Annotated in this window: 14 protein-coding genes, 2 tRNA genes and 2 pseudogenes; 5 read left to right on the top strand and 13 right to left on the bottom strand. The window is 59.9% G+C overall.

Annotated elements, in window-relative coordinates:
- Positions 1-136 precede the first annotated feature (136 nt).
- Complete coding sequence (locus GWQ22_RS17870; protein ID WP_275931146.1) at positions 137-304, top strand: hypothetical protein; 168 nt, start codon at positions 137-139, stop codon at positions 302-304.
- 73 nt (positions 305-377) lie between these two features.
- Here GWQ22_RS17870 and GWQ22_RS17865 read toward each other — a convergent pair whose 3' ends face one another.
- The 11 genes from GWQ22_RS17865 to GWQ22_RS17815 form a co-directional block, all read right to left on the bottom strand.
- Positions 378-734, bottom strand: coding sequence for an MGMT family protein (locus tag GWQ22_RS17865; RefSeq protein ID WP_275931145.1), 357 nt, complete (start codon positions 732-734; stop codon positions 378-380).
- Positions 735-802: 68 nt separating this feature from the next.
- Complete coding sequence (locus GWQ22_RS17860; RefSeq protein WP_275931144.1) at positions 803-2,356, bottom strand: PAS domain-containing methyl-accepting chemotaxis protein; 1,554 nt, start codon at positions 2,354-2,356, stop codon at positions 803-805.
- A gap of 213 nt (positions 2,357-2,569) precedes the next feature.
- Positions 2,570-4,435, bottom strand: coding sequence for a beta-N-acetylhexosaminidase (locus GWQ22_RS17855; protein WP_275931143.1), 1,866 nt, complete (start codon positions 4,433-4,435; stop codon positions 2,570-2,572).
- A gap of 160 nt (positions 4,436-4,595) precedes the next feature.
- Entirely contained in the window at positions 4,596-5,468 is an 873-nt protein-coding gene (locus GWQ22_RS17850; protein ID WP_275931142.1) for a BadF/BadG/BcrA/BcrD ATPase family protein, read from the bottom strand.
- A gap of 128 nt (positions 5,469-5,596) precedes the next feature.
- Positions 5,597-7,330, bottom strand: a complete 1,734-nt coding sequence (locus tag GWQ22_RS17845; RefSeq protein WP_275931141.1) for a glycoside hydrolase family 9 protein — start codon at positions 7,328-7,330, stop codon at positions 5,597-5,599.
- A gap of 115 nt (positions 7,331-7,445) precedes the next feature.
- Positions 7,446-8,438 carry an ABC transporter ATP-binding protein gene (locus GWQ22_RS17840; RefSeq protein ID WP_275931140.1) on the bottom strand — a complete coding sequence of 331 codons (993 nt, stop codon included), beginning with the start codon at positions 8,436-8,438 and terminating at the stop codon, positions 7,446-7,448.
- 11 nt (positions 8,439-8,449) lie between these two features.
- Positions 8,450-9,469, bottom strand: coding sequence for an ABC transporter ATP-binding protein (locus GWQ22_RS17835; protein ID WP_275931139.1), 1,020 nt, complete (start codon positions 9,467-9,469; stop codon positions 8,450-8,452).
- The gene (locus tag GWQ22_RS17830) at positions 9,466-10,386 is read right to left on the bottom strand and encodes an ABC transporter permease (RefSeq protein ID WP_108536847.1); all 921 of its coding nucleotides are present in this window, start codon (positions 10,384-10,386) and stop codon (positions 9,466-9,468) included. Before GWQ22_RS17830 ends, GWQ22_RS17835 begins: the two co-directional genes overlap by 4 nt.
- Positions 10,387-10,432: 46 nt before the next feature.
- Positions 10,433-11,416, bottom strand: coding sequence for an ABC transporter permease (locus GWQ22_RS17825; RefSeq protein ID WP_042037471.1), 984 nt, complete (start codon positions 11,414-11,416; stop codon positions 10,433-10,435).
- A 119-nt stretch (positions 11,417-11,535) separates the two neighbouring features.
- Positions 11,536-13,221 carry an ABC transporter substrate-binding protein gene (locus tag GWQ22_RS17820; protein ID WP_275931138.1) on the bottom strand — a complete coding sequence of 562 codons (1,686 nt, stop codon included), beginning with the start codon at positions 13,219-13,221 and terminating at the stop codon, positions 11,536-11,538.
- Positions 13,222-13,637: 416 nt separating this feature from the next.
- Complete coding sequence (locus GWQ22_RS17815) at positions 13,638-17,075, bottom strand: response regulator (protein ID WP_275931137.1); 3,438 nt, start codon at positions 17,073-17,075, stop codon at positions 13,638-13,640.
- 248 nt (positions 17,076-17,323) lie between these two features.
- On the opposite strand from GWQ22_RS17815, the gene GWQ22_RS17810 reads away from it, so the two are divergent.
- Together GWQ22_RS17810 and GWQ22_RS17805 are read left to right on the top strand one after the other, a co-directional pair.
- Positions 17,324-17,399: transfer RNA gene (locus tag GWQ22_RS17810), tRNA-Gly, on the top strand.
- A 57-nt stretch (positions 17,400-17,456) separates the two neighbouring features.
- Positions 17,457-17,530 (top strand) — tRNA-Cys (locus GWQ22_RS17805).
- 83 nt (positions 17,531-17,613) lie between these two features.
- Here the strand turns inward: GWQ22_RS17805 and GWQ22_RS17800 are convergent.
- Positions 17,614-17,907 (bottom strand): hypothetical protein, encoded by a 294-nt coding sequence (locus GWQ22_RS17800; protein ID WP_042037467.1) that lies wholly within the window; start codon positions 17,905-17,907, stop codon positions 17,614-17,616.
- Positions 17,908-18,122: 215 nt separating this feature from the next.
- On the opposite strand from GWQ22_RS17800, the gene GWQ22_RS17795 reads away from it, so the two are divergent.
- Positions 18,123-18,323, top strand: a complete 201-nt coding sequence (locus tag GWQ22_RS17795; RefSeq protein ID WP_275931136.1) for a YbfA family protein — start codon at positions 18,123-18,125, stop codon at positions 18,321-18,323.
- Between the two features lie 100 nt (positions 18,324-18,423).
- Here GWQ22_RS17795 and GWQ22_RS17790 read toward each other — a convergent pair.
- Positions 18,424-18,600: pseudogene (locus GWQ22_RS17790) on the bottom strand (IS5/IS1182 family transposase); the annotation flags it as partial.
- 204 nt (positions 18,601-18,804) lie between these two features.
- Between GWQ22_RS17790 and GWQ22_RS17785 the strand changes: the two are divergent.
- Positions 18,805-20,023: pseudogene (locus tag GWQ22_RS17785) on the top strand (IS256 family transposase).
- The last annotated feature ends 270 nt before the right edge of the window (positions 20,024-20,293 follow it).

Below are 20,293 nucleotides of genomic sequence, written 5' to 3'. Positions count from 1 at the left end.
GCCGCACGATGAAGAGCAAAAGTTAGCATGATCGTTACCATGTTCGGGAGTCACATAGGAGATCAGATCCTGGAAATCGGGAAAAGTGCCAATCAGTTCACAATATTTGTGTATAAGAGTCAGCATGGAGGTTGTGATGGAGATTAACGAGATCCGGCCGGGAATGACCTGTCTGACCCGGGAAGGGACTGCCTATGTGCTGGAGGTGGTCAGGCAGAGTCTGCTGGTGTTGCTGCAACGGGAGTATGAAACCATACCTGTGCAGGTGCGCAGCGACGAGATCCTGGCTCCTCTCTCGCTGTGATGTACCTGGAGGCAAGCAGTCATGGCCGCTTTTTGGCTCAGCAGAGGGTCATGAGAAGCCGTGACGCCCCGGTTTAAAAGGGAATGAGGAATAGCAGCTCGGCCAGGTCGGGCTGCCATTGCCACTCCCGCATCTTTACCCGCCCGCCGATCACGGGCACCCCCTCTTGCTGCAATCGCCCCGTCTGCAGCGCAAAGCCTGTCGACCCTTTTGGCAGTGAAATGGTGCCGCCTGCACCTAGCACGCGATGCCAGGGCAGCACCTTGTCCGTTTCCCGCAGCACCTTGCCTACCAGCCGGGCCCGACCGGGTAGTCCCGCCAGATCTGCCACCTGACCATAGCTGACCACCTTGCCGGCCGGGATCAGGGCGAGGATCGCCTCGATGCGGGCGATTTTGTTCAGTGGGGCAGGGGCTGGCTCCATTCTCATCGGTCATGACTCATCAGAAACAACAGAAGCGCCATTGTGGCGCTTCTGTTGTGGCGGTGACAACCGCTTCAACCAAAGGTCTGGCTGAGCCCCTTGAGCTGCCTGGCTCGCTCCAGTAGCTCCTGACTCGAGTTGTCGACCTCCTGCATCTTCTGGCTGTTGGCGTGGGAGTATTGGGAGATCTGGTTGATGTTGCGGCTGATCTCCTCTACCACCGCCTGCTGCTGCTCGGCGGCGGCGGCTATCTGGGTGGAGTGTTCCGTGACCAGCTCTATCTCTTCCAGCACTGAGAGCAGGCTGCTGGCGCCCTGGCGGGTCATCTCGGCGCACTCCCGGGTCTGTTGCAGATTCTCCTGCATCATCCCCTTCCAGCGTCCCAGGGTGTGCAGGATCTGATGTATGCTGCCCTGGATCTGCTCGGTTGCCTTGTGGGTGCGAGTCGACAGGGTGCGCACCTCGTCGGCCACCACAGCAAAGCCGCGGCCCTGCTCACCGGCCCGCGCTGCCTCGATGGCTGCGTTGAGGGCCAGCAGGTTGGTCTGGTCGGCTATGCCCTGGATCTCGCCCATCACGCTGCCGATCCGCTCCGATTCGCTGGCCAGCTCCACCGCCGAGTTGAACGCCAGCTCCGCCTGTTTGGCGAGCTGCTCGATGCGTTGTTCTGTCTGGCTCAGCTGTTGGTTGGTGTGTTCGCAGCGGCTGCGAGCCTCGTTGACCTGACCGTTGGAGTCCTGAATGTTGTGGGCGATCTCGTGGGCCGTGCTGGCCATCTGGGTCATGGCGGCAGCCATCTGCTGGGTCTGGGCATTCTGCTCGTTGATGTCTAGGCAGGCCTGATGGGATGCCTGTTTCAGGTTGGTGGCCAGGGTCTGCAGGGGGTGGGTTGCATCGTTGACCCGGCCCAGCACGGTACGGATGCGGGCCTGCAGCATCTTGATGTGAAAGTCGGCGATGGCGCCGGGGCCGTCGCCCGAGTAAACCAGCCGGGTCAGGCTGTCGTATTCGCGGCCGAGCTGCTGCAGATAGAGCGGCAGCGCAAAGAGCTCGCGCCAGTAAGCGCCACCTATGAGCAGCAGGGGCAGCAGCATCAGCAGGGCTGCCATGGCGCCCTTGCTGACAAAGGCCCAGCCGAGCAAGCCGAGCAACAGCAGGCCCAGCACCGGCAGGCGTACGTGGCTGAAGGAGGGAAAGCTGTTGGTCGAGCCGCGCTCCGCCTTGAGCAGAGCCTGATAGGTCTGGTTAGCGACTCGCTTGAGCTGGGGTTCCGGTTTGCAGCGTACCGACTGGTAACCGCTGACTATGCCCCCCTCGTAGATGGGGGTCACATAGGCGTCGACCCAGTAGTAACGGCCATCCTTGCAGCGGTTCTTCACCATGCCGCGCCAGGGCTTGCCCTCCTTGAGGCGAGCCCACAGATCGGCAAAAGCGGCCTTGGGCATGTCGGGGTGTCGCACCAGGTTGTGGTTGTGGCCGACCAGTTCTTCAACGGGGTAGCCAGCGATGCGGCAGAAGGCGGGGTTGGCATAGGTGATCACCCCGCGCAGATCCGTGGTGGAAACCAGTTGTTCGTCGGCAGGAAACTCCACTTCGCTGTCCAGGGTATGGGCGTCTCTGCGGGCCATAGGAATACGCTCCGATGTTCTTGTTGATAATTTTGTCGTTGTTATTGTGGCAGATCTGGGTGTGGTTGCAGGTGCTTGCCAGGGGGTGCCAGATTGGCTTCATTAGGGGCTGAATTTTGCCAACAATGGTGGATGAATGGTAGGGGTAAGTTGGTTTTTTGTTGGTGGATGGTAAAAAAGGCGACCGAAAGGTCGCCAGATAGGAAGGTAATACTACTTCTGTGGCACTCGGTAACCCACCTGTAGCTGGTCGAGGATCTGCAGCTGACCCGGCAGGCGGGCGGCGAAGTGCTCCCACGCCTTGCTGGCAGGATCGCTCCAGGCCACCTCGGCGGTGGCCAGCATGCGCGGGAACATCATATAGTCGAGGCAGTCACGAGAGGTCACCAGTTCCGACCATAAGGGGCTCAGCACCCCCAGGATGTTATCGTTGGCATGGAAATCGGTTGGCGCAGGGTCACACGAGTAGACCTGCTCCAGATTGAGGGTGCCCGCCCAGTAGAGGCCGGGTTCGCCGGGATCCTGGTTCCAGGCCAGATCCAGATAGAGGTGCTGGGCTGGTGCCATCACCACGGGATACCCCGCCGCAGCGGCATCCAGCCCTGCCTGGAAGCTGGTCCAGGCAAAGATGGTGGCATCCCGGCTCACCTTGTCGCCGTGCAATATCTCCTCCCAGCCCAGCATCCGCTTGCCCTTGCCCGCCAGATATTGCTGGCAGTGGCGCAGCAGGTGGCCCTGCAGCTCACGGCAATCCTGATACCCCTCTTGTTGCATCAGCTGCTGGCAGGCCGGGCTGCCGGTCCAGACCCCGGTCGGCACTTCGTCACCCCCCATGTGGATCTGCGGATCGGGGAATAGCTCGCACACCTCGTCCAGCACCGCTTCCAGAAAACGGTAGGTGCCGGGCAGGGCGGGATTGAGCACGTTGTCGTCGAAATATTGCACCGAGCGGTAGCGGGAGCGATCAGCCTCTTCCACTAGCAGCTCCGGCAGCGCCTTGATGGCGGCGTGGCAGTGGCCCGGAATGTCGATCTCGGGAATGACGGTGATGCCGAGCTCACTGGCATAGCTCACCAGCTCCTTCACCTCGCTCTGGGTGTAGTAGCCGCCATAGGGCTCGGGGCCGCCGCTGAGCTGGGGCCCCACAGGCAGATCGTGGCCGCGCCAGGCGGCTAGCTCGGTCAACTGCGGGAAGGCCCTGATCTCGAGCCGCCACCCCTCGTCATCGGTCAGGTGCCAGTGGAAGCGGTTGAACTTGTAGAGGCTCATCAGCTTGAGCAGGCGCTTGAGGGTGGCCAGGGTGTGAAAGTGGCGGGCACAGTCGAGGAAGATACCGCGAAAACCAAAGCGGGGGGCATCGACCAGCTCGATGCAGGGCAGGCTCTCCCCATGTTGCAGATACCACTGTGCCAGGCTCACCAGACCGTGGCGCCAGCCAGCCTCGCCAGCTGCGGCTATGGTCACCCCTTCCGGCGTGATGGTGAGGCGATAGGCCTCGCTAGCCAGGGGCTCCTCGAGCAGCCGGATCTCCCCATCATGATCCTGTTCCAGCGCGAGCCCGGTCAGCTCGTTGAAATGGTCCAGCAGGGTGGTAAGCGACCCGGGCCCGCTGACATGGGCCCGCTCTGCCAGCCGGAAGTTGCCCTCCAGCAGCACCCGCTGATCCGGCTGGGGCACTATGCCAGCGAGGGGCTCGACCTTGGGCAGGTCCGGGGCGTTGGGCCCGCTTGGCGGCAGGCCAAGATCCTCATCGGCCAGCACCACCGGCATCAGCTGGGGGCCTGTGCTGGCCTCGGGCAGGCTCAGGAAGAAACCGCGTGGCATGTCGGAGATCTTTTTGATGGGGGTGTTGCGACAGCAAAAACGCAGCTCCCGTTGCCCTTCCGCCGGGATCAGCACCTTGTAGCTGCCGCTCTGGCGTTCCAGTCTGGCGCCCTCGAGGGAGGCGGGATCTATGTGACGCGCCAGGCAGAAGTGGAGCTTCCAGTGGGCTGCCGGCAGCTGGCTCAGGCTAAAGCGGAACCAGACGTCCTCGCCATCGTGCCGCTCAACCTGGGTGTGGATCAGGGGTGCAGACATGCAAATTCCTCTGAGGGAGTTAAGGGAACAAACAGGGCGATCATCTCCTTGTGGTACTGGTCAACGTGGGGAGGGATCCTGAGTGCGGAGATGGGCGCCCCCTGAAGCGGGCAGAGGGGGATCCTGTCCCCGCCTGCGGGCAGATCGAATGGGACAAGGCTCAGCAGTGCAGACATGGGAACGCCTCCGACTTGGCAAACAGGATGGCCCCCTCCAGTGCATCGGCTTGCGGGGGAACGAGGTTAACGTGCGCCAGCCGGGGGGCGAGGCGCATGCCGATGCCGCCGAGCAGGACAATCTGGCTGGCTCCCAGCTGCTGCATCCCCTCCAGCAGGGTATGCAGCTGGGTGCAGGTTTCGTCCAGCAGCTGGTTGGCGAGATCGTCGCCATCGCTGGCGGCATCGAACACCCAGGGGGCAAAGTGACCATAGTCTGCCGGAATGGCGCGGGCGGCCCAGCGCACCACTTCCGCCTGATCCCGCTTGAAGTGATCGAGCAAGCGGATGGCGAGCGTGCTGGGGGGCAGGATGCCGTCATGGCAGAGCAGGGATTGCTGGATGGCACGCAGCCCCAGCCAGGCGCCGCTGCCCAGATCCGAGATGGGGAAGCCGCGACCGGAGCAGGTGTGAAGCTGGCCGTGGCGATAGATGAGCCCGGCCGAGCCGGTACCGGCGATGAGGATGGCCCCCTCCTCGCCGCCAAAGGCGCCCAGACAGGCACCGAAGGCATCGGAGGTGAGCCGCACGCTCGCAAAAGGGAACGGCATGGCGAGCATGGCGTGGTAGCAGTCGGCCAGCTCGGCGGAGGCGAGTGCCAGCCCGACCCCCATCAGCTGTTCGCTCTCGATGCCGAGCCCGGCAGTGATCCGGGCGCTGGCGATGGCAGCCAGCACATTGGCGTGAGCGACCTCTATGCCCAGCTCCAGATTGGATCCGGCGGCGCGCCCCTCGCCGAGCAGCTTGCCCGTCCGATCCCGAATGCGGGCGCGGGTGTGGGTGCCCCCGCCATCGACCCCGACCCAGAACTCAATCATGGTGACCTCCCTGCTCATTTTGATTACCCAGGGCACTCTGCCAGCTGATGGCCAGGGCAAACCGGACTGCATGGAGGATCCGCTGTTCTTCCCTGTGCCAGTTATGATCGAGCCGATTCCTGTACATCTCAATCATGGTGACCTCCCTGCTCATTTCGATCACCCAGGGCACTCTGCCAGCTGATGGCCAGGGCAAACCAGGCGGCGTGGGGGATCCACTGCTCGCCCCAGCGCCAGTTCTGATCCAGCCGATCCTTGTACTCCTGCGGGATAAAGGCCACCTCATGTTCGTCATCGAACCCGGCGGTGATGCCGTTGCAGATACCCCCCTGCGCATTGGGATACCCGGCGGTATAGGTGGGGTTGTTGATGCCGTGGCCCGCCAGCATGCAGGCGTTGAACGGGTTTTGCCCGAGGATCCAGTCGAGCTGGCGCTGGCCGTAAGTGTTCAGTGGCTGGCTCTGGCGGGGGAAGTGGTGGGCGCCAGCAAACGCCATGGTCGCCAGCGACGCGAGGCGGGCGTTCTCCCCCTGCCACCAGTATCCCGATTCGTTGTGGTGAGGCATAAAAAAGCTGATGCGCGGCGCTTCATCCACCCCTTTGACATATTGGCGGGCGAGGGAGAAGGGGTTGCCCGCCCGGGCGCACAGCGCCAGCTCGGCGGCCAGTGCCTGTTCCACCACTGTTTGCACCCGGGCCTTGCGCCCCTGATCTGGCTCTACGCCTAAATATTCCAGCAGCGCCAGCACCGGCAGGCCCGCTTCGGCGGCATGATAGTAGGGGCGCGAGCCATCCTCGTTGGCCGACCAGTAGTGACCAAGCTCCGGATGGATGCGCTGGCGGGCGCAGAGTTTGCTGGCTCGGGCTCTTGCTTCGGCCAGCCACTCGGCGCCGAAGGTGCGGGTCAGCTCCACCGCCGCCAACAGGGCGCAGTAGTCGTCGATGATGTTCTCGACCCCGTCATCGAGATAGGCGAGGTTGTGCTCACGCAGGTGCTGGTAGCCGCGGCTGGCCGCCTCGGCGTAGCGGCTGGCATCGACGTCGCCGCTGACGCTCTCGCGGGCGGCGCGGGCCAGCGCGGCGATGGCCATGCCGCCCCCTTGGCGAAAACCCGCCTGCCAGTTGGCGGACTTGATCCCCTGCTGGGTGGCATAGGCGCACAGCTCGCGCTGGGCGGGATCCTTGCTCCACTGGTCGAACAGGGTCATGAAGAAGAAGCCCGACTCATCCTGCATCCGGCAGAGGAAATCGGCGCCGTGCAGCGCTTCGTCATTGAGTCGCTTGCAGAGGTTCACCCCGTCGATATCGCGGCGCGGAGCCAGCAGTTCCCGGCACTTGAGCAGGGCCCACACCACCATGGGGGTCTGCTGGGGATTGAGGTAGTTGGCGTAGGAGAGGTGGCTCAAGTACTTGCTCATGTCGCCACTGGCATCGAACCAGCCGCCGTGCACATCTTTGTGCTGGTCGGTGCCAAACAGGCGGGCGCTGCGGTCGGCCCGATCGAAGGTGCCGCTGGCGCGCTGCCCCTTGAAGTAGTGAATGACGTCGGAGAGGCAACGGCTGGCCAGCAGATCCTGGCCGATGGCAAAGCGGGTCGAGCGGACAATGCCTTGGGCAGTGATTGCCTCCAGCCGGTAATGACCGGGCTCCTTGAATGCGGAGAAGTCGGCACGCCAGTAAGCGCGGCCCTGCCAGCCGGGGACGCCCCCGGCTGCTTGCAGCGGGGTTTCAAACAGGATCTGGCCATCATAGAGGCGTTGCAGCCTGACATAGCCGCCGAGATCATGGGCGTGGGAGGTTTGCAACAGGGCGACCTTGTGCCCATCGCACTCGTAGCCCACCTGATTGATCAAGAGTTCCATCAAGGTATTACTCCTGTGGTTCACCGACGGACGGTGAGGCACATAACGGGGCTGTGGTCACCCCCTATCTAGGCCATGGCCGGACAGTGCTGTCCGGCCGGTCTAAGGCTCACCCTCACTCGTAGAGGTAGCAGCGCACGAAGTGATTGTCGGCAAGCTTGGTGATGGCAGGCAGGCTCTCCTTGCAGCGGGGCATCGCCTGATGGCAGCGCCCGGCAAAGGGGCAACCGCAGGACTCCGGTGTCCAGAGCGGGATCTCCCCCTTGCGGCCACCCTCCAGCTCGGCGTGGATGCTCTTCTCGGGGTCGGGTACCGCCGAGATGAGCAGCTGGGTGTAGGGGTGCTGCGGGTGGTGCAGGATCTCGTCCACCTCGCCCCACTCCACCATGTGGCCCACGTACATCACCGCCAGATCTTCCGCCACATAGCGGGCGGTGGCGATGTCGTGGGTGATGTAGAGCATGGAGACCCCCAGTTCGTTCTTCATCTGTTCCATCAGGTTGAGGATGCCGATGCGAATGGAGACGTCGAGCATGGAGGTCGGCTCGTCCGCCAGTACCACTTGCGCCTCTACCGCCAGATTGCGGGCGATGTTGACCCGCTGGCGCTGGCCGCCAGAGAGCTGGTGGGGGTACTTGGCTGCGGTCGCCTTGGCGGGAGTGAGGCCGACTTTCTCCAGCAGGGCATGGACCATGTCGGGCAGATCTTTTTTGTCGATCACCTTGCTGTGCAGCAACAGGGGGCGGGCGATGTGGTGATAGATGGTGTGGGTCGGGTTGAGCGAACCGAACGGATCTTGCCACACCATCTGCACGCTCTGGCGATAGTCCAGCAGGGCTGTGCCCTTGTTGAACTCCTCCAGATCCCGGCCGCGATAGAGAATGCGCCCGGCACTGAGCTTGTACATCTTGGCGATGATCTTGGCGATGGTACTCTTGCCGGAGCCGGACTCCCCGACCACTGCCAGGGCGCGGCCCCGGTGCAGATTGAAGGTGATGTCGGAGAGCGCCCGCATCTTGCCACTCTTGATGGCATTGGAGTTGATGGGGAAGTCCTTGTAGAGGTGCTGGACTTCGATGATGGGTGCATCGGTGTTGGCGATTTGCATGACAGACATCCTTAACAGCCAGCGGCCTTGTCCAGATAGATCACGGAATCTTGTTGCAGCCCCTGCTCTTCATAGAGGTGGCAGGCGGTCTGTTGACCGGGGCGGATCTCGGTGAGGACTGTGTACTCCTGACGGCAGCGCGCGTGCACCTTGCCGCAACGGGCCTGAAAGCGGCAGCCGACCGGCACCTCCAGCAGGTTGAGCGGGGTGCCCGGGATCCCCTCCAGCACGGTTTTCGGTCCGTGCAGGGGCGGGAAGGAGTTGCCTAACCCCTTGGTATAGGGGTGCAGCGGCGCAGTCAAAATAGCTTTGGAGGGGGCGACCTCTATCAGTTCACCGGCATACATGATGCCGATGCGATCGCAGAACTCCACCATCAAGGAGAGGTCGTGGGTGATGAACAGAATGGAGAAGTTGAACTGCTCTTTCAGGGCGTAGACCTTCTGCAGGATCTCTCGCTGTACCACCACGTCGAGCGCCGTGGTGGGCTCATCCATGATCAGCAGCTCGGGGTTGAGCGCCATGGCGATGGCGATCACCAGCCGCTGGCGCATGCCGCCGGAGAACTGGTGCGGGTAATCCTTGAGCCGGCTCGGGTGTATGTCGACTATCTCCAGCAGCACCTGGGCGCGCTTGATCGCATCAACGCGGGTCATGCCGGGGGTGTGGGCCAGCAGCACGTCGCAGAACTGCTCCTCCATCCGCAGTACCGGGTTCAGGGCGTTCATGGCGGATTGGAACACCACCGAGACCTGTTGCCAGCGGTAGGAGCGCAACCGCTCCTCGTTGTAGTGGAGGATGTTCTCCCCCTTGAACAGGATCTCGCCACCGCTGATGTAAGCGGGCGGCTTGTGCAGTCGGGCCACCGAGAAGGCGACGGTGGACTTGCCGCAGCCCGACTCACCGGCGAGACCGAAGATCTCGCCCTGTCTGATATCGAAGCTCACCGAATTGACGGCGCGCACGTCGCCATTTTCGGTGATGTAGTCGACGCAAAGATTGCGTACTGACAGCAGGGGATGCTTGTTCATGCTGTCTTCTCCTGTGCGGCACAGAGCGGTGTTGCGACCGGAGCGGCCAGTTTATTCCAGCGATTGAGCCCTTTGTGGGAGCGCAGCTGCGGGTTGGCTATCTCGTCGATGGCGAAGTTGAGCAGGGCCAGGCCCGCACCCAGGGTGGCGATGGCGAAGCAGGGGGCCAGGATCTCCCACCAGGCGCCGACCAAGATGGCGCTGGAGGTCTGGGCGTTGTAGAGCATGATGCCCCAGCTCACCACGGTCGGGTCGCCGAGACCCAAGAACTCCAGGGTTGCTTCGGTGACGATGGCGTAGATGATGGAGCCGATGAAACTCACCCCTATGATGGAGATGAGGTTGGGCAGTATCTCCACCAGAATGATGCGCCAGGCCGGCTCCCCCAGCACTTCGGCGGCGATGACGAACTCTTTTTCGCGCAGTGCCAGGGTCTGGGCACGGATGACCCGCGCGCCATAGGCCCAGGAGGTCAAGCCTATTATCACGGCAATCACCGTCGGCGACGCCTCCCCGATAAAGCTCGCCAATACCAGTAGCAAGGGGAGGTTGGGGATCACCAGCACCACGTTCATCAGGAAGGTGAGGCACTCATCCACCAGACCGCCGAAGTAACCGGCGGTGATGCCGATGGCGACCGCCAGGGTACAGACCAGCAGACCCGCGCTGAAGCCGACCAACAGCGAGATACGGGCGCCATTGGTGAACTGGGCCCAGATGTCGTGACCCATGCGGGTGGACCCCATCACGAACTCGGCACTGGGCGGCTGGTGGGGGCGAGCCACCCGTTTGGTCGGCTCGTTGCTGGCCAGGATCGGGGCAAAGATGGCCATCAGCACGAAGGCAACCACGATGGCGAGGCCACAGGCGGCTTTGCGGTTGCCCAACAAGATCTTGAGGATGGTGGGCATACGCATCTTGTTGTCCGGTAACAGCATGTTGAGCATGGTTGGCATATGCATCTTATTTGCCTCCTTTACGCAGACGGGGATCCAGGAAGACGTAGAGCATGTCGGCCAGGAAGTTGAAGCTGAGCATGGTGATGGTCATGATGAGCAGCTGCCCCTGAATGAGCGGGTAGTCGCGGGCCAGTATGCCCTGATAGAGGGTCAGACCCAGGCCGGGATAGTTGAAGATCACCTCTGTGATGAGGGAGCCGCCGATGACGAAGCCGAGCGCCATGGAGAGGGCGGTGACGCTCGGCAGTATGGCGTTGCGGGCGCCGTAGTTGAAGATCACCCGGTTGCTGGAGAGTCCCTTGGCCTTGGCCATGGTGATGTAATCCTCCCCCAGCAGGTTGATCATGTTGTTGCGCATGGTGATGAGAAAGCCCCCCACCTGCACCATGGACAGCGTCAGCACCGGCATGATGGCGTGGGTCAGGATGCTCTTGATGTGCTCCCAGCCCCAGTCAGCCGGAATTTCCGGGCTGTAGGCGTAGCCGATGGGCAGCCACTCCAGGCTGACCCCGAACAGGAACAGGGCGAGCAGGGAGACCACCACCGGCGGGATGGCCTGCATCACTAGCGTGAGCGGGGAGAGAATGCTGTCCATCCGGCCGCCGCGGTGCCAGGCGGCGAAGATGCCGACGATGGAACCGATGGAGAAGCTCAGTATGGTGGAGGTGCCCACCAGAAACAGGGTCCAGCCGATGGCGCGGCCCAGCACGTCAGAGACCTGCTGCGGGTAGAAACGCACCGAGGTGCCGAGATCCCAGGTGAAGACACTCTTCACATAGGTGAGAAATTGGGTGCCGATGGGGCCGTCGACAAAACCGAAGGTGGCCTTGAGGGCCTCCAGGGCGGCGGGTTCCATCATGGCGCCAGCGCGGGCAAACATGACGGAGACAGGATCCCCCGGCATGGCTCTGGGGAGCAGGAAGTTAATGGTGGCGGCGACCAGGAAGGCGACCAGATAGAAGGAGAAACGTCTCAGTATAAATCCCATGGTAAATCCTTTTACTGCAAGCCTGCCCCGCGTCGGGCAAAGCTCCCCCAACCCCGTACGATCCGGGGGGATGGAAGAGATGGCGGGGAAAATGGCCCCCCGCAGGGGGCCGGGATTGTTTAGCTGTTGGGCTTGAGAGACAACACGTGCAGCAGACGCTCAGGGGTGTCCGGGTGGAGCTGAGGTTTGGCTACCGGGTTATCAGCGCTGAACCAGCCGTGGAAACGCTTGGTACTGTATTCGTACCAGGTCGGGTTGTTGAAGACCGGAATGATGGTCTGGTTGGCGCCAACACGATCCTGGATGGCGAACATGATCTCCTTCTGCCTGGCCGCATCGGCGGTCTGGGTGAAGTCGTCGATCAGCTTGTCGAGCTCGGGATCCTTGTAGCGGGGCGCTGCAAAGCGGTTGCCACGCTCGCCCATGTTGCGGGAGTGGAACGCGGTCTCGAAGTACTTGTGCGGGTTGGCTCCGGCAAAGTAGCCCTGCAGCGCCACATCAAAGTCGCCAGTGATGAGGTTCTCGGTCCAGACGGTCGCTTCCGGGGTGGCGGTCTTGGCGTTCAGACCGAGGGCCTGCAAGCCTTCGACCCCGATTTGGGCAGTGTTGACCCAGTCGGTCCAGCCGTTCGGTACCAGCACCTTGAACGTGATTTTCTGGCAGGTCGGAGTGTCGAGGAATTTGTCGCCGTCACAGTCCTTGTAGCCGGCCTGTTTCAGCAGGGCCTTGGCACCTTCCAGATCGAACTTGTTGAACTGGCCGTATTTCTTCTCGACTTCCGGGTTGTCCCAGGAGGCGAACGCCTTGCCGAGGCCTGATGGATATTCGTTGACGGTCGGGTAGCCGTAGCCGGCGATGTCCACCATGGACTGTCTGTCCATCGCCATGGAGAAGGCGCGGCGGAAGTTGATGTCGTTGAAGGCTTCGTTATTGCCCGGGTTCTTGGTCTGGAAGTTGACGTTGAACGCCACGGTGCCGGAGGCTGGGAACCAGTACTTGTTGTTCTTCGGATCGTTGCCGACGTAGAGGCGCTCGATATCCGGTACAAAGGAGCCGAACCAGTCCACGTCACCCTTCATCACGGCGGCCAGCACCTGATCGTTGGTGGCCATCTGCGGCATGCGCAGGCAGTCGATGGCGAGGTTGGCGGTATCCCAGTAGTGCGGGTTGCGGCACTGGGTGTAGAGCTGAGCGGAGAAGTTGTCCACCTCGGTGAAAGGACCGGTACCGACCGGCTTGTCGTTGGTGAAGGCCACCGGATCTTTCACCGATTTCCACTGGTGCTCGGGAACGATAGGCACCAGTACCAGGTCATTCACCACGTTGGTGTTGACCTCGGTCAGCACGAACTTGACCTTGTTGGGGGCCAGCTTCTCGATGCTCTTGATCTGGGTCCAGATAGAGCGCTCATCCAGCGCCTTGTTGGCCTTGACCAGATTGAAGGAGAAGAGGATGTCATCGGCGGTAAAGGGCTGACCGTCAGACCACTTGACCCCGTCACGCAGATCGAAGGTGACGGATTTCAGGTCATCGCTGAACGCAAAGTGGGTGGCCAGACGATAGACGGGTTTACCCCCCTGCATATCGTTGAATATCACCAAGGGTTCATAGATGAAGTGACGGGTAGTGTGCAACAGGCCAGCTTGCAGGAAGGGGTTGAAGTTCTTGACCCAGGCGGTTTCCTGCTGTGCGACCATGGTCAGCACGGTTTTGTTGTCTGCGGCCATGGCGTTGCTGGCAGCCCCTGCAAGCATCATGGTTCCCAACAGGACAGCAGTAGAGATTTTGGATACTTTGGCAAGCATATGTTTTCCTTTCTTATTTTTTGGCATTCCTGATGGATTCGCCTTGTTTTGTGTGAGCACCGACGTCGCATGCTGAGGAGATCGGCCCTCGGTGTTGGTCAGGTGTCTAACCTTTGTCGTTCTGTTTTCCAACGCCCTTAGCAAACCAGATTTAACAGGAAAACAACAACTATTGATTTCGTTGTTTTCGTAAAAATCAACGGCGTTACGTCAAACTCGTCAAAACGCCTTTTTATCTGTTTTAAATCATTGCCTTGCATTATTTGCTTTCGCGTAAGAAGTGGCTGCAAAAATGGCGTATATGACAAATTTGTGAATTAGATCTGCTCTCTGTTTTAAGGCTGTGTTGGGCTTTTTTTTGCGCCAAAAGAAACCAGATTGCCAATTGTGATCTGGCGCCCATTTGGCACTCTTAATCACGCTTTGCGGTTGGCGAGTTGACGCAGGGTCTGGGCGCTGTGTTGCAACTGCTGACGCTGCTTGTCATGGAGCGGGCAGTGGCCAAGCACATACTCTGTGGTGGCCACTACCGTCTTCCAGCGCGGTGATTTGGGCAGGGTATCCAGGCTCAGGTACTTGTCGAGGGTGCGGGTCTGCGGGCTGGATCTGTCCATATAGACCCGCCACAACTTGCTCTTCTCCGCCAACACGATTTTGCCCTTGCCCGTACCCTGCTGCCAGGCATTCAGGGTGAGCTGCATGGTCTCTACCAGTGCCCGGCGCAGCGGTTCGTCATCTTGCTGGCGAATGAGGTCATCGGCCAGCGAGCGGAACTCGCCGCCAAGGCGGCTCAGCTCGCCCAGCAGCTGACCGTCCTCTATGATGGCCTGGCGTGACAAGCTCTTGAGGGCGTTCTCCAGCGCCATCACCCGGTTCTCATCTTGACGTGGCTCAGTGCTGAGGGTGAGGGCGAAGGCGGCCCGGTTCCCCAGATTGATGGGCAGGGCGCGGGCATTGAGCTCCTCCTTCAACCCGGCCACCAGAAACGCCAGGCGCAGCTCCTGGCCAGCCTTCAGATCGGGCCACTGGGTGGCCAGCGGGCTTGCCAGCCACTCGTCCAGCGGCCGACCCTTCATGGTTTCCGGCTCCTGGCCCAGCAAGCGGGCCAGCACCCGGGAGGCAAACAGCACAGTGCCCTGATCGTCAATGAAGACCATGGGATCGCCCCCTTCGCCGAGCAGGGCCAGCAGCCGCTGCTGATCCTGATGCAACTGCTCCTGCAGGGTGAGGCGGTGCTCAATCTCCTGTTTCAGCAGCCGGTTTTCCACCAGCGAGGCGCGGCCCGCTTTGGCTTCCAGCAGTGCCTTGACCCGGGCAAACAGTTCCTCCTTGCAGAAGGGCTTGACCAGATAGTCGTTGGCGCCGGCCCCAAAGCCCTCTTCAATATCCTTGGGCTGGTTGAGGGCGGTGAGCAGCAGTACCGGCAGCATATCCTTGGGGTGCTGCTCGCGCAGGCGGCGGCAGACGTCAAACCCCGACAGGGTCGGCATCATCACATCGAGCAGGATGAGGTCGACCGGCTCCTCGGCCAGCTTGGCCAGCGCATCGTGGCCGTCACTGCTGGGCAGGATGCGGTAGCCGCAGGGTTGCAGCAGGTGGCGCAGGATGTGGAGGTTGATGGGCTCATCATCCACCACCAGAATGAGCGGCGCACCCTCGGGGGGAGGGGGCAGATCGTCACTCTCCCAGTCCGGCAGGATCAGCGGTTGCTGGCGCACCAGCTGATGCTCGATCTGACGGCTGCCCTGGGTCAGATAGGCGGCTTTGCCGCTGGCAAGGGGCAGGGTAAAGGCAAAGGTGGAACCGACGCTTGGTTCGCTCTCGACGAACAGCTCCCCCCCCATCAGGTGCACCAGCTGGCGGGTGATGGAGAGGCCGAGGCCAGCCCCCTGCTTGCTTACCTCGGGGCTGATCTGCACCAGCGGCTCGAAGATATGTTCCAGATGCTCTTTGGCGATGCCGATGCCGGTGTCGATCACCTTGATGCGCAGGAAGCTGTTTTCAACGATGGCACTGAGCACCACCTTGCCCTGCGGCGTGTACTTGATGGCGTTGCCCACCAGGTTGTAGAGCACCTGTTCGAGCCGCTGCTCGTCGGCCAGTACGGGGGGCAGTTCGGCCGGGCTGATATCTACCAGGGTAAGGGGTTTGGCCTGCACCAGATGCTGGCAGAGATCCAGCACCAGCCGGATGACCCCTTTGGAGGAGACCGGCTGGGGTTGGATCTCCAGCTGGCCGTAGCGCATCTGGTGGTAGTCGAGCAGATCGTCCACCAGACGGGCCAGACCGTCGGCACTCTTGATGATGAGGCCGAGCTGCTTCTGCTGCCCTTCGGTGAGATCCAGCTGGCTGGCGAGCATGGACTCGGCCATCCCCTTGATGCCGTGAATGGGAGTGCGCAGCTCGTGGGAGGTATTGGCCAGCAGTTCATCTTTGAGCTTGTCCGCCTGTTGCAGGCTGAGGTTCTGCTTGTGGGTCAGCTTGACCTGCTGCTGCAGCTCCTGGGTCTGCTGTTCAATCAGCTCAATCTTCTCTTTCACCGAGCGTTGCATGTGACGAAACGCCTGGGCCAGCCGGTCTATGTCGTCGTCTGTGCGGGGGATAGTGATGGGGTGATCCAGGGCGCCCTCGGCCACCTGCTCGGCGGCGGCGGTGAGAGCGCGTAGCGGGGCTGTGATGGAGTGGGAGAGCCAGCGCGAGAACAGGATCAGCAGCAGCAGGGAGACCGCCCCCAGCAGGATCACCAGCGTCTCCAGCTGACGGATGGGGCGGTAGGCCTCGCTGGTGGAGATCTCGGCGATGAAGGCCCACTCGGTGTCGAACACCTTCACCTGGGTGTAGGCGGCCAGCACCTCGTCATCCTGATAAGAGCGAAACAGCCCGACGCCCTGCTCACCGGAGAGGGTCTTGACCACCAGCGGGGTCTGCAGAGGTCTGAAATCGGGGCTGAAGCTGTTCTCCACGCTGAACTGGGGCGCCAGCCAGGCATTGGCACGCATCCGCTTGTCGGGGCCGACCAGGATGGTCTCGCCGGTTTCGCCGAGGCCTTCCCGTTCCGCCATGATCTGGTTGAGCTTTTCTGGCAGCAACTCGAAGATCACCACGCCGCGCACATAGTCGTATTGCATCACGGGGGCGGCCATGTAGGCGACCACCTGGCCGGTCAACTCGTTGCGGCCAAAGTCGGTGAATTCGAAGATCTGCTGCGGCTTCTGGCCGCCATCGAGGCGACGCTTGATCTTGGCGAAGGTGCTGCCAAGGCCGCTTGCCTGATAGGGGCCCGAGAGCAGATTGGTAGCAAAGTTAGGGTGCTTGGTGACCGAATAGACCACGTCACCGTTGAGATCCACCAGAAAAATGTCGCTGTAGTTGGATTTGCGCACCATGTCGGCATAGCCGCGATGAAAGCGCTGGTGCACCCGGCCATACATCTCGTCCGCCAGGATCAGCGCGCTGATGGAGGGCTCTATGTCGGCCTGGTCGTCGGGTTTTTGCAACTGATCCCAGGAGCCGGGAACATAGCGAGCCTGGGCGCGAGCGCGGGACTCCTGTGGCGTGATGCCGAGTTTCTCGAAGGCGCCGGTGAAGCCATAAAAGCGGCCGATACTGTTGCCGGCAAAATCCTGCTGGGAGAAGTTGATGATCTGTTCTTTGAGGTTGCCGAAGTAATCCTCCAGCTGGCTCTTCTTGATGTTACGCACCGACACCAGATGGTTGGAGGTCTGGGTGGTGAGATCTTTGCCGTGGCTGTAGAGGAAGAAGAGGGTGACGACCAGGAAGGGCACCAGACCCAACATGAAAAAAGCCAGCATTAGCTGCGGCCTGAGCCCACGTGGCTTGAAGATCCATTTCATCGTGTGATTTTCAATTGAGAATCCAGTTACTAAGCGGCTCAAGTCTCTGACTAAAGACTAATCATTTCAATGGCTTTATCTTAAATTCGCCTGTGGGGTCACAGCCTGATGTGGTTTTTTTGGCCAAGCCGTTTAAACCCTGAGCAAACAGCACAGGCAAGGGCTAAAAGTGCGAAAAAAGGGTTGTGCCTGCGCTGGGGGTACGTATAATGCGCCTCGTTGTCAGGTAACTGGCACGCGGCAGTAAAGCGGGAATAGCTCAGTTGGTAGAGCACGACCTTGCCAAGGTCGGGGTCGCGAGTTCGAGTCTCGTTTCCCGCTCCAATTTCTCATAGCACCAACTATGAGTATCACTTTCAAGGCAATCAGCCTTGTCAGCATGGCGCGTTAGCAAAGCGGTTATGCAGCGGATTGCAAATCCGTTTAGTCCGGTTCGACTCCGGAACGTGCCTCCATCACCTTTCTGATAAGCATCATCCCAGAGCCAACAGTCCACACATTCATGTGTGCATTTCTGTTTCCCGCTATTCGAGCTTTCTCAATATCCCTGCTGTGTCAGCAAGGGTTCGCAACCCTGTTGTTGCCACTCCCGTTCCAGATAGCGATTGACCTCTACCAGGTCCTGTCCCCGGAACTGAAACTGTACCTCGGCCGAATGCTCGGTCAGCTCCATCATCTTTTGTTTCAACTGGCCGCATTGCCACAGGCTGATGGTTGGAGCCCCCTTGTAGGCCAACTCTATGCTGTCGTTTTGATTAAGTCGCCAATCCTGCCATTCCGACCAAAGCAACAGGCCCAACACCCCTATGATTGCCACTTCTGCAGGTTTCATCGCACAGACTCCATGTTGACTACCAACGCATTAAATCTGGTCAAACGGCACTGCTTTGCCAGATTTTGTTGCTTGTAAGTTAATTGATGTAACTTAGTTTCATTTGGTGGCTTCTTGCGAACTTTTTTGCGAAAAAACGCGGTTTTTGGGTGTAGTAATTCTACAGGTTGTGGGGTAGTCTTTGTTCGGTGGTCTTACCAGTAAGGAGTGCTATCATGTTTCATCCCTATTCCCTGACTCAGATAATTCTTCGTCGCGTCTATGCGCTGCTGGTGGGTATTCTGGCTTTCCCCGTGATGCTGTTTCGCAGTGATCGCGCCCGTTTCTACAGCTATCTGCACCACATCTGGAGCAAGACCAGCACCAAGCCGGTGTGGCTCAAGATGAGCGAGCGTGGCGAGCGGATCTTCTACTAAGCTCGGCTTCAAACAAAAAAGGCAGCTCGGCTGCCTTTTTTCATTTATAAAAAATTGAAATAAAAGGTTTTATTGTATGTGTCGTCCCCTTTGAGGAGTGCCGATAGGCCACCTTCAGCGGGTGTGCCCAACTATAGTCGGGGGCACGCAATGGCACAGTCATCAACCCGAGCAGGGGGGCGGGTGGGTCCTTGGTGGTGCGCAGAGTGAGGCTGCACATCCCCTTGAGCATCAGGAAGGTACAGATAGTCTGGTCGGTATAGAGCGGACTGCGGCCATAATGCCAGTCAGTTAAGCACTTTTATGACTTAATATTCGAAATTTTGAATGGCAGGGACGGTGCTATGGCTACAGCGTCAATGTGGCTGAAACCTTTCCCCTGATTGGCCTCCAATAAAAAGAGGGAGGCATCATGCCTCCTCAGCCTGTAAAAAATCTGTGTAAGTGGCATCCTGACCAACCTGTTGAAAGGAACAACAGAATGCCAATACCAGACAATCTCATCGACCAGTTGCTCGAGGGCTGCTTCAACCCCGAAGATATTCTCGGCGAAAGTGGTTTTGACCAAGCGTATCGCCGAGCGCGTCCTCGATGCGGAAATGGACACCCATCTCGGCTATGCCAAGCATGCACCCCAAGGCAAGAACACCGGCAACTATCGCAATGGCAAGAGTGCCAAGACCGTTCGCTCGGTGCACGGTGACATCGAACTTGAGGTGCCCCGTGATCGCAATAGCACCTTCGAGCCACAACGGGCCAAAAAGGGCGGGCGGCAGTTGCAGGGTTTTGATGACCGCATTGTCTCCCTCTATGCTCGCGGCATGTCCACCCGCGATATCCAGGCTCACTTTGCCGAAGTCTATGGTGTAGAGGTTTCAGCCACCTTCATCTCGCAGGTCACCAATACTGTCATGGAGGAAGTGACCGCCTGGCAGAGTCCATGGTTTATCTGGATGCGCTGGTCGTGCGTAGCCGTGCCTCTGAGGCGGTGCAGCACAAGACCGTTTATCTGGCGCTGGGCGTCAATATGGATGGCGAGAAAGAGCGCTGGGGGTTGTGGATGGCACAAACTGAAGGGGCCAAGTTCTGGCTATCGGTGATGACAGAGTTGAAAAACAGAGGTGTACAGGACATCCTGATTTCCTGCGTTGATGGGCTGAAGGGTTCCCGGAAGCCATTGAAGCTGTCTATCAGCAGACACAAGTACAGCTCTGTATCATACATCAGGTGCGCCACTCGCTGCGTTATGTCAGCTGGAAGCAGCGTAAGGAATTGGCTGGCGACTTACGTCTGATTTACAGTGCTGCCATCCTGTTGCAGGCTGAGCAGGAGCTGGTTGCCTTTGGTGCAAAATGGGATGAGGAACATCCCGGCATCAGTCGCTCCTGGGTGAATAACTGGGAACGACTGAGCGTATTTTTTGACTATCCACCGCAAATTCGTAAGGTGATATACACCACCAACGCGATAGAGTCGCTCAATGCCTCACTGCGCAAGTTAACCAAGATCCGGCGGTCATTTCCGACCGACGAGTCAGTCCGAAGGTGCTGTATTTGGCGTTGCATCAGATAGGTAAAAAATGGACCATGCCGATACGGGACAAAAAGCAGGCGATGAGCCAAAGTATGATCCTGTTCGACGAGCGGCTAGAGCAGTCACTAACAGCCACTTACACAGAAAATTTACAATATCTCACTTGACTAGCAAGTTGTACGAAGATACCAGCCAGACCCTGAACACCAACCTGACTTTCGACAAGAAGTTTACGGATAAGAAGAAGGCCGCAGCGATGCGACACAGATACCATCGCTGCAAGCTAATCAATATTGGGGTCCACTCATATCCTGACTCTTATACACAAATATTGTGAACTGATTGGCACTTTTCCCGATTTCCAGGATCTGATCTCCTATGTGACTCCCGAACATGGTAACGATCATGCTAACTTTTGCTCTTCATCGTGCGGCCGA

The organism is Aeromonas sp. 1HA1 (assembly GCF_029237385.1).
GTDB lineage: Bacteria > Pseudomonadota > Gammaproteobacteria > Enterobacterales > Aeromonadaceae > Aeromonas > Aeromonas popoffii.
Note: the sequence above shows the minus strand (reverse complement) of the source record. Positions and strands in the feature narration are given on the sequence as shown.

What these genes read in the sequence shown, in the direction of transcription:
- GWQ22_RS17870 (WP_275931146.1), top strand. Translation starts at nt 137, where the DNA reads ATGGAGATTAACGAGATCCGGCCGGGAATGACCTGTCTGACCCGGGAA.
- GWQ22_RS17865 (WP_275931145.1), bottom strand. Translation starts at nt 734, where the DNA reads ATGAGAATGGAGCCAGCCCCTGCCCCACTGAACAAAATCGCCCGCATC.
- GWQ22_RS17860 (WP_275931144.1), bottom strand. Translation starts at nt 2,356, where the DNA reads ATGGCCCGCAGAGACGCCCATACCCTGGACAGCGAAGTGGAGTTTCCT.
- GWQ22_RS17855 (WP_275931143.1), bottom strand. Translation starts at nt 4,435, where the DNA reads ATGTCTGCACCCCTGATCCACACCCAGGTTGAGCGGCACGATGGCGAG.
- GWQ22_RS17850 (WP_275931142.1), bottom strand. Translation starts at nt 5,468, where the DNA reads ATGATTGAGTTCTGGGTCGGGGTCGATGGCGGGGGCACCCACACCCGC.
- GWQ22_RS17845 (WP_275931141.1), bottom strand. Translation starts at nt 7,330, where the DNA reads ATGGAACTCTTGATCAATCAGGTGGGCTACGAGTGCGATGGGCACAAG.
- GWQ22_RS17840 (WP_275931140.1), bottom strand. Translation starts at nt 8,438, where the DNA reads ATGCAAATCGCCAACACCGATGCACCCATCATCGAAGTCCAGCACCTC.
- GWQ22_RS17835 (WP_275931139.1), bottom strand. Translation starts at nt 9,469, where the DNA reads ATGAACAAGCATCCCCTGCTGTCAGTACGCAATCTTTGCGTCGACTAC.
- GWQ22_RS17830 (WP_108536847.1), bottom strand. Translation starts at nt 10,386, where the DNA reads ATGCGTATGCCCACCATCCTCAAGATCTTGTTGGGCAACCGCAAAGCC.
- GWQ22_RS17825 (WP_042037471.1), bottom strand. Translation starts at nt 11,416, where the DNA reads ATGGGATTTATACTGAGACGTTTCTCCTTCTATCTGGTCGCCTTCCTG.
- GWQ22_RS17820 (WP_275931138.1), bottom strand. Translation starts at nt 13,221, where the DNA reads ATGCTTGCCAAAGTATCCAAAATCTCTACTGCTGTCCTGTTGGGAACC.
- GWQ22_RS17815 (WP_275931137.1), bottom strand. Translation starts at nt 17,075, where the DNA reads ATGAAATGGATCTTCAAGCCACGTGGGCTCAGGCCGCAGCTAATGCTG.
- GWQ22_RS17800 (WP_042037467.1), bottom strand. Translation starts at nt 17,907, where the DNA reads ATGAAACCTGCAGAAGTGGCAATCATAGGGGTGTTGGGCCTGTTGCTT.
- GWQ22_RS17795 (WP_275931136.1), top strand. Translation starts at nt 18,123, where the DNA reads ATGTTTCATCCCTATTCCCTGACTCAGATAATTCTTCGTCGCGTCTAT.